Consider the following 13961-nt stretch of genomic DNA (forward strand, 5'->3'; position numbering starts at 1 on the left):
CGCGGCGAGCAACGTGCGGGCGGCCTCGACGGCCAGCGCGAAGGCGTGCTTGCCGGGCACGCGCGCCGGGTCGGCGGCCGAGGGCACCGCGTGCCGCAGCCGCAGCGTCCGCATCCGCACGGCGACGGTCTCGGCGTGCGCGGCGGCGACCTCGGCGGCCGGGACCTCGCGGTCGACGATCTTCGGGGCAGGTTCACTCGCGCGGGCGGACGGGCGCGGCTGGGGAGGGCTTGGCGGGGAGGTGGCCTTCCCTGGGGTTAGGCAACGGCAAGTGCAGGTGAGAACCGCTGTGGAGCATGATCGTCCAGCGGGGATCCGGGGTGGTGGAAGTGGTGCGGCGCGGTGGCTGAGGTCCGGCCGGCGCCGGGCGCCGGGCCCGCGGCGGGGAAGGCGGCGCCGATCGGCCGGCCCGTGGTGATGCTCGTCCTCGCCACCGCCGGGTTCGCGCTGAACTTCTGGGCGTGGGCGCTGCTGAGCCCGCTCGGCCCGCGGTTCCAGGACGAGCTGGGGCTGAGCGCGTTCCAGCAGGCCCTGCTCGTGGCGGTGCCCGTGGTGGTCGGGTCCGTGGGGCGCATCCCGGTGGGCGCGCTGACCGACCGGTACGGCGGCCGGGCGATGTTCGCGGCGGTGTCGCTCGCCACGATCGTCCCCGTCCTGTTCCTCGGGTTCGCCGGGCACTCGTCGTTGACGGCGCTGCTGGTGGGCGGGTTCTTCCTCGGCATCGGCGGCACCGCGTTCGCGGTCGGCGTGCCGTTCGTCAACGCCTGGTTCCCGCCCGAGCGCCAGGGCCTCGCGACCGGCGTGTTCGGCGCCGGGATGGGCGGGACGGCGATCAGCGCCCTGACGACCGTGCGGCTGGTCGACGCGCGCGGCACGGCGTTCCCGTTCGCCGTGACGGCCGTCCTGCTCGCGGTCTACGCCGCGGTGGCGTGGACGGTGCTGCGCGACGCGCCCGGACGGGCCGTCCCGCGGGAGCCGCTGTCCCGGCGGCTGGCGGAGACCTGCCGGATGGCCGTCACCTGGCAGGCGTCGCTGCTCTACGCGGTCGGGTTCGGCGGCTACGTGGCGTTCTCGGTGTACCTGCCGACGTACCTGAAGAACCAGTACGGGCTGGGGCAGACCGACGCCGCGAACCGCATGGCGGGGTTCGTCCTGCTGGCCGTCGTGATGCGGCCGATCGGCGGGTGGCTGTCGGACCGGATCGACCCGGTCCGCGTCCTCACCGCGGCGCTGGCCGTGGTCACGGTGGGGGCGGCGATCCAGGCGTTCGCGCCGCCGCTGCTGCCGCTGGGGACGGTCGCGTTCCTCGCGATGGCCGCGGCGCTGGGCGCGGCCAGCGGCGCGACATTCGCGCTCGTGGCGCGGCTCGTGCCGGGGAACCGGGTCGGCGCGGTGACCGGCGTCGTCGGCGCGGCCGGCGGCCTCGGCGGGTTCGTCCCGCCGCTGGTGATGGGCCTGATCTACGGCACGTTCGGCACGTACGCGGCCGGCCTGGACCTGCTCGCGGTGGTCGCCGCGGCGTCCGCGCTGTTCACCGGGACCGTCGTGCGCAGGGCCGCCGCCGGGCGGAGGACCGGGTGAAGGCGCGCCGGGCCGCGCTGGACGGGCCCGTGGCCGAGGCGCTGGTGAGCACCCGGAGGTACTTCACCAGGGCGGACGTGTCGGACGACCTCCGGACGATGACGAAGAAGGGCGGGCGGCAGGCCGACACCTTCTACCGGGACCGGTGGGCGCACGACAAGGTGGTGCGCTCGACGCACGGCGTGAACTGCACCGGTTCGTGCTCGTGGAAGGTGTACGTCAAGGACGGCATCATCACCTGGGAGGCGCAGCAGACCGACTACCCGTCGGTAGGGCCGGACCGTCCGGAGTACGAGCCGCGCGGGTGCCCCCGAGGCGCGGCGTTCTCCTGGTACACCTACTCGCCGACGCGCGTCCGGTACCCGTACGTGCGCGGCGTGCTGCTGGAGATGTACCGCGAGGCGCGGGCGCGGACGGGCGATCCCGTGGCGGCCTGGCGGGAGATCGTGTCCGACCCGGAGCGGGCGCGGCGGTACAAGGCGGCGCGCGGGCGGGGCGGGCTGGTACGGGCGGGCTGGGACGAGGCCGTGGAGATGATCGCCGCCGCGCACGTCCACACGATCGGGGCGTTCGGGCCGGACCGGGTCGCGGGTTTCTCGCCGATCCCGGCGATGTCGATGGTGTCGCACGCGGCGGGTTCGCGGTTCGTGTCGCTGCTGGGCGGGGCGATGCTGTCGTTCTACGACTGGTACGCCGACCTGCCGGTGGCGTCGCCGCAGGTGTTCGGCGACCAGACCGACGTGCCGGAGTCGGGCGACTGGTGGGACGCCGGCTACCTGGTCATGTGGGGGTCGAACCTGCCGGTGACGCGGACGCCGGACGCGCACTGGATGGCCGAGGCCCGCTACCGGGGGCAGAAGGTCGTGGCGGTCTCGCCCGACTACGCCGACAACGTCAAGTTCGCCGACGAGTGGCTGGCGCCGCGTCCCGGCACGGACGGCGCCCTCGCCATGGCGATGGGCCACGTCGTCCTCAAGGAGTTCTTCGTCGACCGGCGGGCGCCCTACTTCACCGAGTACGTGAAGAAGTACACCGACCTGCCGTTCCTCGTCCGCCTGGACGAGCGGGACGGCGCCTACGTCCCCGGGAAGTTCCTGACCGAGGCGGACCTTCCCGGCGCCGGGTCGGAGCACGCGGCGTTCAAGACCGTGATGCTGGACGCGGCGGGCCGCCCGGTCGTCCCGAACGGCTCGCTCGGTTTCCGCTTCGGGGACGCCGGTGCCGGACGGTGGAACCTGGACTTGGGCGACATCGATCCGCTCCTGTCCCTGGAGCTGGAAGGGGAGCGGGGCGTCGTCGTCTTGCTGCCGCGTTTCGACGAGCCCGGCGTGCTCCGGCGGGGCGTGCCCGCGCGGCACGTTGGCGGCCACCTGGTCACCACCGTCCACGACCTGCTGCTCGCGCAGTACGGGGTCCGGCGCGACGGGCTGCCCGGGACGTGGCCGTCCGGGTACGACGACGCGTCGCAGCCCTGCACCCCGGCCTGGCAGGAGGGCGTCACCGGCGTCCCCGCGCAGGCCGCGGCGCGGATCGGCCGGGAGTTCGCCGCCAACGCCGAGGAGACCCGCGGCCGCTCCATGATCATCATGGGGGCCGGGACGAACCACTGGTTCCACTCCGACACGATCTACCGGGCGTTCCTGGCGCTGACGTCGCTGACCGGCTGCCAGGGCGTGAACGGCGGCGGCTGGGCCCACTACGTCGGGCAGGAGAAGTGCCGCCCGGTCACGGGGTGGGCGCAGCTCGCCTCGGCGCTGGACTGGTCCCGCCCGCCCCGCCAGATGATCAGTACGGCGTACTGGTACCTGCACGCCGGCCAGTACCGCTACGACCGGTTCGGCGCGGACGTCCTCGCCGCGCCGACCGGCGCCGGGCGGCTGGCCGGGCGGTCCACGGCCGACGTCATCGCGCAGGCGGCGCGGCTCGGCTGGATGCCGTCGTACCCGACCTTCGACCGCAACCCCCTCGACCTCGCCGACGAGGCCGAGGCGTCCGGGCGCCCGGCGGCCGAGCACGTCGTCGAGGAGCTGAAGGCCGGGCGGCTGGGGTTCGCCTGCCAGGACCCCGACGCGCCGGAGAACTTCCCCCGCGTCCTGACGGTCTGGCGGTCCAACCTGCTCGGCTCGTCCGCCAAGGGCAGCGAGTACTTCCTGAAGCACGTGCTGGGCGCCGACTCGTCCCTGCGGGCGGCGGAGGCCCCACCGGACGTCCGGCCGAAGGACGTGACCTGGCGCGAGGAGGCGCCCACCGGCAAGCTCGACCTGCTCCTGTCGCTGGACTTCCGCATGACCAGCACCACGCTCTACTCCGACATCGTGCTGCCGGCGGCGACCTGGTACGAGAAGCACGACCTCAACACCACCGACATGCACCCGTTCGTGCACGCCTTCAACCCGGCGATCGCCCCGCCCTGGCAGACCCGCACCGACTGGGACGCCTTCCAGGCGATCGCGGAGGAGTTCAGCCGCCTCGCCGCCGGCCGCCTCGGCGTGCGCAAGGACGTCGTCGCCGTGCCGCTGCTGCACGACACCCCCGACGAGATGGCGACCCCGCACGGCCGCGTCCGCGACTGGGCGGCCGGCGAGTGCGAACCCGTCCCCGGCGTCACGATGCCGAAGCTGGTGACGGTCGAGCGCGACTACGGCGCGGTCGCCGCGAAGATGGCCGCGCTCGGACCGCTCGCCGACTCCCAGGGCGCGTCCACCAAGGGGGTGACGTTCGACCTGGGACGGGAGGTCGAGTACCTGGGCCGCGAGAACGGCGTCGTGCGCGGCGGACCGGCCGACGGGCGGCCCTCGCTGCGCCGCGACGTGCACGCGTGCGAGGCGATCCTCGCCCTGTCGGGCACCACCAACGGCCACCTGGCCGCCCAAGGGTTCCGCGCCCTGGCGGAACGGACCGGACGGCCCCTGGCGGACCTGGCTTCGGACCGCGCGGACGAGCGCATCACCTTCGCGGACACCCAGGCCCGGCCCGTGCCGGTCATCACGTCCCCGGAATGGTCGGGGTCGGAGGCCGGCGGCCGCCGCTACTCGCCGTTCACCATCAACGTCGAGCGGCTGAAGCCGTGGCACACCCTGACCGGGCGGCAGCACTTCTACCTCGACCACGACTGGATGGCCGAGCTCGGGGAGCAGCTCCCGGTCTACCGGCCGCCGCTGGACATGCACGCCCTGTTCGGCGAGCCCGAGATCGGTGCGACCGGCGAGCTCGGCCTGACCGTCCGCTATCTCACCCCGCACAACAAGTGGTCGATCCACTCGGAGTACCAGGACAACCTGCTCATGCTGTCGCTGTCGCGCGGCGGCCCGGTGATCTGGATGAGCGGCGCGGACGCGGCGCGGATCGGGGTGTGCGACAACGACTGGATCGAGGCGGTCAACCGCAACGGCGTCGTGGTGGCGCGCGCGATCGTCTCGCACCGGATGCCCGAGGGCACCGTGTACATGTACCACGCGCAGGACAAGCTGATCGACGTCCCGCGCGCGGAGGCCTCCGGGCGCCGCGGCGGCGTCCACAACTCGCTGACCCGGCTGCTGGTCAAGCCGTCCCATCTCATCGGCGGGTACGCGCAGCTGTCGTTCGCCTTCAACTACCTCGGCCCGACCGGCAACCAGCGCGACGAGGTCACCGTGATCCGCCGCCGCTCCCAGGAGGTGACCTACTAGGTGCGCGTCATGGCCCAGATGGCGATGGTCATGAACCTGGACAAGTGCATCGGCTGCCACACCTGCTCGGTCACCTGCAAGCAGGTGTGGACCAACCGGAGCGGCGTCGAGTACGTGTGGTTCAACAACGTCGAGACCCGGCCCGGCCAGGGCTACCCCCGCCGCTACGAGGACCAGGTGCGCTGGCGCGGCGGCTGGACGCTGAACCGGCGCGGGCGCCTGGCGCTGAAGGCCGGGGGCCGGTTCCGCAAGCTGTCCACGATCTTCGCCAACCCCCGGCTGCCCGGCATCGGCGACTACTACGAGCCCTGGACCTACGACTACGAGACCCTCACCCACGCGCCGCCGCAGGACCAGCCGCCGGTGGCGCGCCCGAAGTCGCTGCTGACGGGCGAGGACACCAGGATCTCCTGGTCGGCGAACTGGGACGACGACCTCGGCGGCTCGGTCGAGCACGGCGACAAGGACGTCGTGCTGGCCGAGATCTCCGCGAAGGTGACGCTGGAGTTCGACAAGACCTTCATGTTCTACCTGCCGCGGATCTGCGAGCACTGCCTCAACCCCAGCTGCGCCGCGTCCTGCCCGTCCGGCGCCATCTACAAGCGCACCGAGGACGGCATCGTGCTGGTCGACCAGGACCGCTGCCGCGGCTGGCGGATGTGCGTGACCGGCTGCCCCTACAAGAAGGTCTACTTCAACCACCGCACCGGCAAGGCCGAGAAGTGCACCTTCTGCTTCCCGCGCGTCGAGGTCGGCATCCCCACCATCTGCTCGGAGACGTGCGTGGGGCGGCTGCGCTACATCGGCCTGATGCTCTACGACGCCGACAGGGTCCTGGACGCCGCCTCCACCCCCGACGACACCGGCCTGTACGAGGCCCAGCGGCAGGTGTTCCTGGACCCGCACGACCCGCGGGTCGCCGCGGCGGCCGAGCGGGACGGGATCCCGCACGACTGGATCGAGGCCGCGCGGCGCTCCCCGGTGCACGCGCTGATCAACACCTACGAGGTGGCGCTGCCGCTGCATCCGGAGTACCGGACGATGCCGATGGTCTGGTACATCCCGCCGCTGTCGCCGGTCGTGGACGTCGTCCGCGACACCGGGCACGACGCCGAGGACAGCGGCAACCTGTTCGCCGCCATCGACGCGCTGCGCATCCCGATCGAGTACCTCGCCGAGCTGTTCACCGCCGGCGACACCGCCCCGGTCGGGGCCGTGCTGCGCAGGCTGGCCGCGATGCGCGCCTACATGCGCGACATCAACCTCGGCCGCGACCCCGACGCCCGCATCCCCGAGCGCGTCGGCATGACCGGCGAGTCCATGTACGAGATGTACCGGCTGCTGGCCCTGGCCAAGTACGACGAGCGCTACGTCATCCCGCCCGCCCACGCCGAGCAGGCCCACGGCCTCGAAGAGCTCGCGACGGAGTGCAGCCTCGACTACGACGGCGGCCCCGGCATGGGCGGAGCCGGGCCGGCCGGCGGCTCCGGACCGTTCGGCGAGGCCTCCGGGGGCGCCCCGCCCATCGCCGTCGAGAACTTCCACATGCTGAAGCACCGGCAGACCGCCGACCGTCCCGCCGATCCGTCCGACAAGCGGCACCGCGTCAACCTGCTCAACTGGGACGGCAAGGGCATGCCCGCCGGGCTGTTCCCCCGGCGGCGCGACCTCGGCGACGGCGACGCGGGGGCCGGACCGTGAGGCGGGCGGCGGACGGCGCGGACTCGGCCACCGCGTGGCAGGCCGCCTCGCTGCTGCTCGGCTACCCCGACGAGGAGCTGATGGGACGGCGCGCGCTGCTGCGGCGGGCCGTCCAGGGCCTCGCGCCGACCGTCCGGGAGCCTCTCTCCGGGTTCCTGGACCATCTGGACGCCATCCGGCTACCCGATCTCGCGGCCGACTACGTCGCCACGTTCGACCACCGCAAGCGCTGCTGCCTCTACCTCACCTACTACGCCTACGGCGACACCCGGAAGCGGGGCGCGGCCCTGCTCCGGTTCAAGCGCGCCTACCGCGCCGCCGGGCTCGTCCTGGACGACGGGGAACTGCCCGACCACCTCGCGGTCGTCCTGGAGTTCGCGGCCACCGGGAACCGCGCCGAAGGACGGCGCCTCCTGGTCGAGCACCGCGCCGGTCTCGAACTGCTGCGCCTCGCGCTCACCGAGGACGGGTCGCCGTGGGCGGCCGTCCTGGACGCCGTCGCGGCGACCCTCCCGCCGCTCACCGGCCGCAACCGCGACGCCGTCGCGCGGCTCGCCGCCGAAGGGCCGCCCGAGGAGGACGTCGGCCTCGCACCCTACGGAGCGCCCTACGGAGCGCCGGAGGGAGCGGGCCCGGTGCCGCTGCCCGACCCGGTGAGGAGCCGACCGTGATCGACGCGCTGCTCTGGACCGCCCTGCCGTACGTCACCATCGCGGTGTTCGTCCTCGGCCACTACTGGCGGTACCGCTACGACAAGTTCGGCTGGACGACCCGCTCGTCCCAGCTCTACGAGAGCCGCCTGCTGCGCGTCGGCAGCCCGCTGTTCCACTTCGGCGTCCTCGTCGTGCTGCTCGGCCACATCGGCGGGCTCGTCATCCCCGAGCGCTGGACGGACGCCGCCGGGATCGGCGAGGACGCCTACCGCGCCGCCGCGGTCGTGCTCGGCGGCATCGCGGGGTTCTGCACGCTCGCCGGGCTGGCGATCCTCATCTACCGGCGCCGCACGGTCGGCCCGGTGTTCTCCGCCACCACCCGCAACGACAAGCTCATGTACGCGGTGCTCACGCTGGTCATCGTGCTCGGGCTGGCGGCCACCGCCGCCGCCAACGCCGCCGCGGGCGGCTACGACTACCGCCTCACGGTCTCGCCCTGGTTCCGGTCGGTCTTCTACCTGCGTCCCAAGGCCGAGCTGATGGACGGTGTGCCGGTCCTGTACCAGGCGCACGCCCTCAGCGCCCTCGTGCTCTTCTGCATCTGGCCGTTCACGCGGCTGGTGCACGTGCTCACCGCGCCGGTCGGCTACCTGACCCGCCCCTACATCGTCTACCGCAGCCGGGACGAGCGACTCGGAGAGGCCGCACCCCGCCGAGGCTGGCAGCAAGCCCCCTGAAACGGCACCGGGCCCTTGCGGGGCAAGGCCGAGCGGGTCCCGGGCGCGCCGCCGGGTCGGTAAGCTGATCAAGTCTTCTCGCGGTGGCGTCCGGAAGCCGGGCGCCGTGCGTGCGTCCCGGAGGAGGAAGCGTGGCAGGCGGACGGTCCGAGCCGGGCGGGTTCGATCCCGGCGTCCCGAACATCGCCCGCATGTACGACTACTACCTCGGCGGCAAGGACAACTACGAGGCCGACCGGGTGCGCGCCGAGGAGGCCATCAAGGCCGACCCGACGCTGGTGCGGCTGATCCGCGAGAACCGCGCCTTCCTCGGCCGCGCGGTGCGGTACCTGGCCGAGCAGGGCGTCGACCAGTTCCTCGACATCGGCACGGGCCTGCCCACCCGGCAGAACGTGCACGAGATCGCGCAGTCGGTGAACCCGCGGGCCAGGGTCGTCTACGTCGACTACGACAACCAGGTCGTCGCGCACGGGCGCGCGCTGCTCGCCGGCTCGGACGTCACCCGGATGATCCAGGCCGACCTGCGCGACCCGCGCGCGATCCTGGAGCACCCCGAGATGAAGCTGCTGGACTTCAGCAGGCCCGTGGCGCTGCTGCTGGTGGCGACGCTGCACTTCATCCCGGACGAGGACGACCCCTACGCCATCATGGACGAGCTGCGCGGCGCCCTCGCCCCGGGCAGCCACCTGGTGCTCACCCACGCCTCGGCGGACGGCGTCCCCGACGTGGTGAACAAGGTCGTCGAGGTCTACAAGCGGACGTCCGCGCCCGGCACGCCGCGCACCCACGAGCAGGTGACGTCCTTCTTCGGCGGCTTCGACCTCGTCGAGCCCGGGCTGGTGTGGGCGCCGCTGTGGCGTCCCGAGCGTCCGGTGTCGCTGGAGGAGGCCCTGCCGACCTGGTTCTACGCCGGAGTCGGCCGCAAGGCGTGACGTCCCGGCGCGTCCGGGGCTCGACGGGCCGTCCCCGGGCGGTGGATCGTGGTGCCATCAGGCGAGGGAGGGCGACATGCGGGCGATGACGGTCGGGGCCGCGCTGGAGAACGCGACGGCGCGGGACAAGGCGTTCCTCTACGACGGCGACGACACGATCACCTACACCGGGTTCGACGCGATGGCCGACCGGGTCGCGAACGGGCTGCTGGCGCGCGGCGTCCGCCACGGCGACCGGATCGGGCTGCTGGGCCTCAACACGCCGGACTGGCTGGCCGCGTTCTTCGGGGCGGCGCGGATCGGCGCCGTGGTCGTCCCGCTGAACGTCCGCTACCGGGAGCGGGAGCTCGCCCACATGCTGGGCCAGAGCGGCGCCCGGCTGGTCATCAGCGCGGCGAGCGCGGGCGATTTCGACTTCGCCGCGTTCTTCGAGGAATTCGCGCCGCGGATCCCCGGCGTGACGGACTACGTGTTCTTCGGCAAGGGCTTCCCTGGCAGCGCCTCGTTCGAGGAGCTGACCGGGGCCCCGGCCGACCCGGCGGCGCTGGCCGCGGCGCGCGCGGCCGTGCGCCCGGACGACCCGCTGTTGATCCTTTACACGTCGGGCACCACCGGGGCGCCGAAGGGCGCCGTCATCACGCACCGCGGCATCCTCGCCTCCGCGTCCGCGCAGGCGCGCCACCTCGCGATGGACGAGACCGACGTGCTGCTCGGGCACCTGCCGCTCAACCACGTCGGCGGCATCACCTGCACGGTCATGGCGACGCTCGTCAGCGGGGGAGCGGTGGCGCTGCTGCCCGCGTTCGGCCCGGACGCGGCGCTCCGCGCGATCGAGCGGCACCGGGTGACCTTCCTCGGCGCCGTCCCGACGATGTTCGTGCTCATGCTCGGCCGGGAGGACTTCGCCGACCGCGACCTGTCGTCGGTGCGGCTCTGCACGGCGGGCGGCGCGAACGTCGAGCCGGCGCTGGCCGAGGCGATCCGGCACGGCTTCCCGGGCGTCCCGCTGTACGGGCTGTACGGGCTGTCGGAGTCCTCGGGCGCGTGCGTGCTGTCGCGGCCCGGCGACGACCCCGAGACGGTGGCCCGCACGCTGGGCGTGATGATCGGCGACTTCGAGGCGCGGGTCGCCGGGCCGGACGGGACCGTCCTGCCGCCGGGCGAGACCGGCGAGCTCCAGATCCGCGGGGACTGCCTGGCGGCCGGGTACTGGGACATGCCGGAGGCGACCGCCGAGGCGTTCCTGCCGGGCGGCTGGCTCGCCACCGGCGACATGGTCGCGATGGAGCCGGACGGCCACCTGGTGCTGCGCGGCCGCAAGAAGGAGATGTACATCCAGGGCGGCTTCAACGTCTACCCGGTCGAGATCGAGAACGTCCTCGCCACCCATCCGAAGGTCGCGATGGCCGCGGGCATCGGCGTGCCCGACGACGTGCTCGGCGAGGTCGGCCGGTTCTACGTGGTGCCGCGCCCGGGCGGCGAGCCGCCCACGGAGCGGGAGCTCGCCGCGCACTGCCGCGACCGGCTGGCCGACTACAAGACGCCGCGCCAGTTCGTCATCACCGCGGAGGTCCCGCTGACCCCGGTCGGGAAGATCCACAAGGCGCTGCTGAAGGAGCGCTACCTGGCCGGGCCGGGCTGACGCGCCGCGTGGCGCGGCGCGCGCCGAGGCAGGCGAGCACGGTCAGCGCGGACAGCGCCGCCAGGCACGCCAGCGCGTGGCGGTAGCCGGTCACGAGGTCCCGCACGCCCGCCTCGGAGATCCGCGACAGGTCACCGGCGAGGACGTGCGCGCGCAGCGCCGCCGGCACCGGGGCCGTGATGGTGGAGAACGCGAAGGCGGTGCTGACCGCGATGCCGATGTTCATCACCATGAGCCGCATCGCGTTGACGACCCCGAGCCGCTCCGAGGGGAGACCGCGCAGCATCGCCGTGGCGTTGGACGGCAGGAACGCGCCGGACCCGGCCCCGAGGACGACGAGCCCGGCCATGACGGGCCCGTAGCCGACGTCCGGGTCCACCACGACCAGCAGTTCGACGAGCCCGAGCGCGGTCAGCGAGGCGGCGAGGGCCGTCATCGTGCGGGCGTCCACGCGGCGCTCCAGGAACCCCGCCGCCGTGGACGCCACCAGCGCGACCGCCGGCATCGGCAGGACCTTCAGCCCCGCGGTGACGGGGTCGTCGCCCTGGACGGCCTGGAAGAACAGCGCCATGAGCAGGACGCCGCCGAGCCGGGCCGCGGCGTCCAGGAAGGCCGCGAGCAGGCCGAGCGCGAACGGCGGGTCGCGGAACAGGGCGAGGTCGACGACGGGCCGGGCGCAGCGGCGCTCGACGGCGAGGAACACCGGCAGCAGCACCGCGAAGACGGCCGCGCCGCCCAGCGTCGCCGGACCCGTCCAGCCGTGGTCGCCCACCTGGGACAGCCCGTACAGCAGGGCGCCGAGCCCCGCCAGCACCAGCAGGTTCCCCGGCACGTCCACGCCGCGCTCCTGCGGGACGGGCTCCACCGGGCGCAGCACCGCGGCGCCCCAGGCGAGGCACAGCAGGCCGACCGGGACGTTGTACCAGAACACCCACCGCCAGCCGAACTCGTCCACGAGGAACCCGCCGAGCGTCGGGCCGGCGAGCTGGGCGATGGAGAAGCCCGCGGTGTAGATCCCCATCGCGCGGCCGAGCTGCTCGCGCGGGAACATCTCGGTGACGATCGCGGCGCTGTTGGCCAGCAGCATCGCGCCGCCGGCGGCCTGGAGCACCCGCAGCGCCACCACCGCCCAGGCCGCCGGCGCCAGGCCGAGCAGCAGGCTCGCGGCGGTGTAGGCGCCGAGGCCGGCGAGGTACATCGCGCGGCGCCCGAACATGTCCGCGAACCGCCCGAACACGAGGAGCAGCACCGTGCTGGCGAGCATGAACGACAGCAGGATCCAGCTCGCGGCCGACGGCCCGGCGCGGAAGTGCCGCACGACCGCGGGCAGGGCGACGTTGAGCGCGTGCCCGCCGAGCCCGATCAGGACGCTGGCGAGGCTCACCACTGACAGCGTCTGCCACGCCCCCCGCGGCACCCCGGCCGCCGTCCCGGCGCGCCCGGCCCGGGCCGTCCCGGTCACGCTCGCCCGCGGGGGTGGGCCATGGGAACCTCCCGGGACGCGCCACGGCACCGGCATCCGACCCCGATATTAGAACAGCATTCAATCCGGCGGCACTGGCAAGATCGCGGTCATGGACACGACGCGGTTCGACTGGGAGGCGGTCGTCCACCGCGACTTCGACTTCGACCTCGACGAGCCGGGACGCCGCAGCGGGGCCGCCCTGGACGCGCTGCGAGCGGACCTCGGCGTCACCGGACCGGAGCCCGGCGGCATCCACGTCGGCGACTGGGCGGACCGGCTCGGCGGCCTGCTGACCGCCGGCCTGCCCGCCCTGCTGCGGCGGCTCGACCACCCCGACGCCGCCGTGCGGCGCATCCTCGCGGTCGCCCTCGCCTACGTGGACGGGCCCGTCCCGCCCGAGCTGGAGACCCGCAGCCGGTCGGAGCCGGACCCGCCGACCCGGCTGGGCCTGCTCGTCGCGCTGGGCCGCCACGTCGGCGCCCCCTACCTGCGCGATCGCATGGCGGACGGACCGGTCGACGCGCTGGGAGCCGCGCTGGCCCTCCTCCTGCACATGCCGCAGGAGGCCGACGGCGCGGTGGTCGAGGCTCTGACGCTGTGCGGCGGTGGCGAGGCGGGCGCGGCCCTTGCCGAACTCGCCTGGTCCGACCCGGAGTGGCAGGGCCCGCCGCCCGCGGGACCGGTCGACGCCGTCGCCTCCTGGCTCCACCCCACGCCGGCCCTGTGCTCGGCCTGGCTCGCGCTGATGCTGTCGCGGCTCGCCGAAGGCGCGCTGGACCCCGCGGCGGCGCGCGTCCTGGTAGAGGCGGCCGGACGGCTGTACGCCTCGGACCGCGAGCGATACGGGGCACATGCGTCCGCCGTGGCGTCGCTGCTCGGCCATCACGACCCGGCACTCCGGCGGGCGGCGGCAGCGGGCGGCCACCAGCTCACGGCCCACGACGGCTACGCCGAGGCGCTGCTCAGGGCACTCGACGATCCCGATGTCTCGGGCAGGGCGCTGGAGCTGCTCGTCCACCGCGGCGATCCTCGCTGCGTGCCGGCGCTGGCGCGGTCGATCCGCCACGGCGACGTCCCGGCCTTCCTGCTGGGTCGCGCGGACGTCTTCGCCGGACGCTTGTGGCCGGACGTCAGGGCGCGGCTCGCCGAGGAGCCGCCCCCGTCCGAGACCGCGGCGCTGCTGGCGGGCACCGCGCGCTGGCCCGGAGGCGAGCAGGCCGTGCCCGAGGTCGCGGCCACGCTGGAGCGGCTGCACGGGCGGATCGCGTCCCGGCCCGATCCCGCCTTCGACGAACTGGAGGCGGCGAGCGCGGCGTGCGGCTTCCTGGGTCGCCGCGGCCTGCACGACGACCGGGCGCTCGCCGTCCTACGGCGCGTCGCGGCCGGAGCGGACCTGGAGACCGGACTCGCGGCCGTCCACGCGCTGATGGGCCTGGGCGAGCCGGCGGACGAGGAGATCGTGGACCTGCTGCTGGACGTCCTGGCGCGCAGCCCCGCCGGCGCGCGTGCGGGGCGGGCGGCCGGGCGGCGGGGATGGCGGTTCGACTCCAACGCCGCCGCCTGGCTCGGCCGGCTCGGGCCT

9 protein-coding genes are annotated in these 13961 nt (G+C 74.0%); 8 read left to right on the top strand and 1 reads right to left on the bottom strand.

Translation table 11 applies throughout. From position 1 onward, the window contains the following. Positions 1-342 precede the first annotated feature (342 nt). From E1300_RS30220 to E1300_RS30250, 7 genes are all read left to right on the top strand, one after another. Positions 343-1581 (top strand): MFS transporter, encoded by a 1239-nt coding sequence (locus E1300_RS30220; RefSeq protein ID WP_306440682.1) that lies wholly within the window; start codon positions 343-345, stop codon positions 1579-1581. Further along, a complete protein-coding gene (locus E1300_RS30225; protein WP_242619470.1) occupies positions 1578-5249 on the top strand; it encodes a nitrate reductase subunit alpha in 3672 nt (1223 codons plus the stop codon). Before E1300_RS30220 ends, E1300_RS30225 begins: the two co-directional genes overlap by 4 nt. A 9-nt stretch (positions 5250-5258) precedes the next feature. Continuing rightward, a complete protein-coding gene (gene narH / locus E1300_RS30230; protein ID WP_207400042.1) occupies positions 5259-6950 on the top strand; it encodes a nitrate reductase subunit beta in 1692 nt (563 codons plus the stop codon). Next, positions 6947-7621 carry a nitrate reductase molybdenum cofactor assembly chaperone gene (gene narJ / locus E1300_RS30235; RefSeq protein ID WP_242619471.1) on the top strand — a complete coding sequence of 225 codons (675 nt, stop codon included), beginning with the start codon at positions 6947-6949 and terminating at the stop codon, positions 7619-7621. The genes narH and narJ overlap by 4 nt, the downstream gene beginning before the upstream one ends. Beyond that, positions 7621-8340, top strand: a complete 720-nt coding sequence (narI, locus tag E1300_RS30240) for a respiratory nitrate reductase subunit gamma (RefSeq protein ID WP_131760507.1) — start codon at positions 7621-7623, stop codon at positions 8338-8340. The genes narJ and narI overlap by 1 nt, the downstream gene beginning before the upstream one ends. A gap of 131 nt (positions 8341-8471) precedes the next feature. Then, the gene (locus E1300_RS30245) at positions 8472-9272 is read left to right on the top strand and encodes an SAM-dependent methyltransferase (protein WP_242619472.1); all 801 of its coding nucleotides are present in this window, start codon (positions 8472-8474) and stop codon (positions 9270-9272) included. 76 nt (positions 9273-9348) lie between these two features. Beyond that, positions 9349-10914: a class I adenylate-forming enzyme family protein gene (locus tag E1300_RS30250; RefSeq protein WP_207400043.1), complete on the top strand. Its 1566-nt coding sequence runs from the start codon at positions 9349-9351 to the stop codon at positions 10912-10914. Here the strand turns inward: E1300_RS30250 and E1300_RS30255 are convergent. After that, the gene (locus tag E1300_RS30255) at positions 10832-12298 is read right to left on the bottom strand and encodes an MFS transporter (RefSeq protein ID WP_242619473.1); all 1467 of its coding nucleotides are present in this window, start codon (positions 12296-12298) and stop codon (positions 10832-10834) included. The genes E1300_RS30250 and E1300_RS30255 overlap by 83 nt on opposite strands. 190 nt (positions 12299-12488) lie before the next feature. Between E1300_RS30255 and E1300_RS30260 the strand changes: the two genes are divergently transcribed. Further along, positions 12489-13961, top strand: a 1473-nt coding sequence (locus tag E1300_RS30260) for a hypothetical protein (RefSeq protein ID WP_131760502.1), incomplete at its 3' end; no start/stop codon positions are given.

The sequence above is a fragment of the Actinomadura fibrosa genome (assembly GCF_900659615.1).
GTDB lineage: Bacteria > Actinomycetota > Actinomycetes > Streptosporangiales > Streptosporangiaceae > Spirillospora > Spirillospora fibrosa.

Coding starts and splice junctions, on each gene's coding strand:
- narH (WP_207400042.1), top strand. CDS start 5,259: ATGGCCCAGATGGCGATGGTCATGAACCTGGACAAGTGCATCGGCTGC.
- E1300_RS30250 (WP_207400043.1), top strand. CDS start 9,349: ATGCGGGCGATGACGGTCGGGGCCGCGCTGGAGAACGCGACGGCGCGG.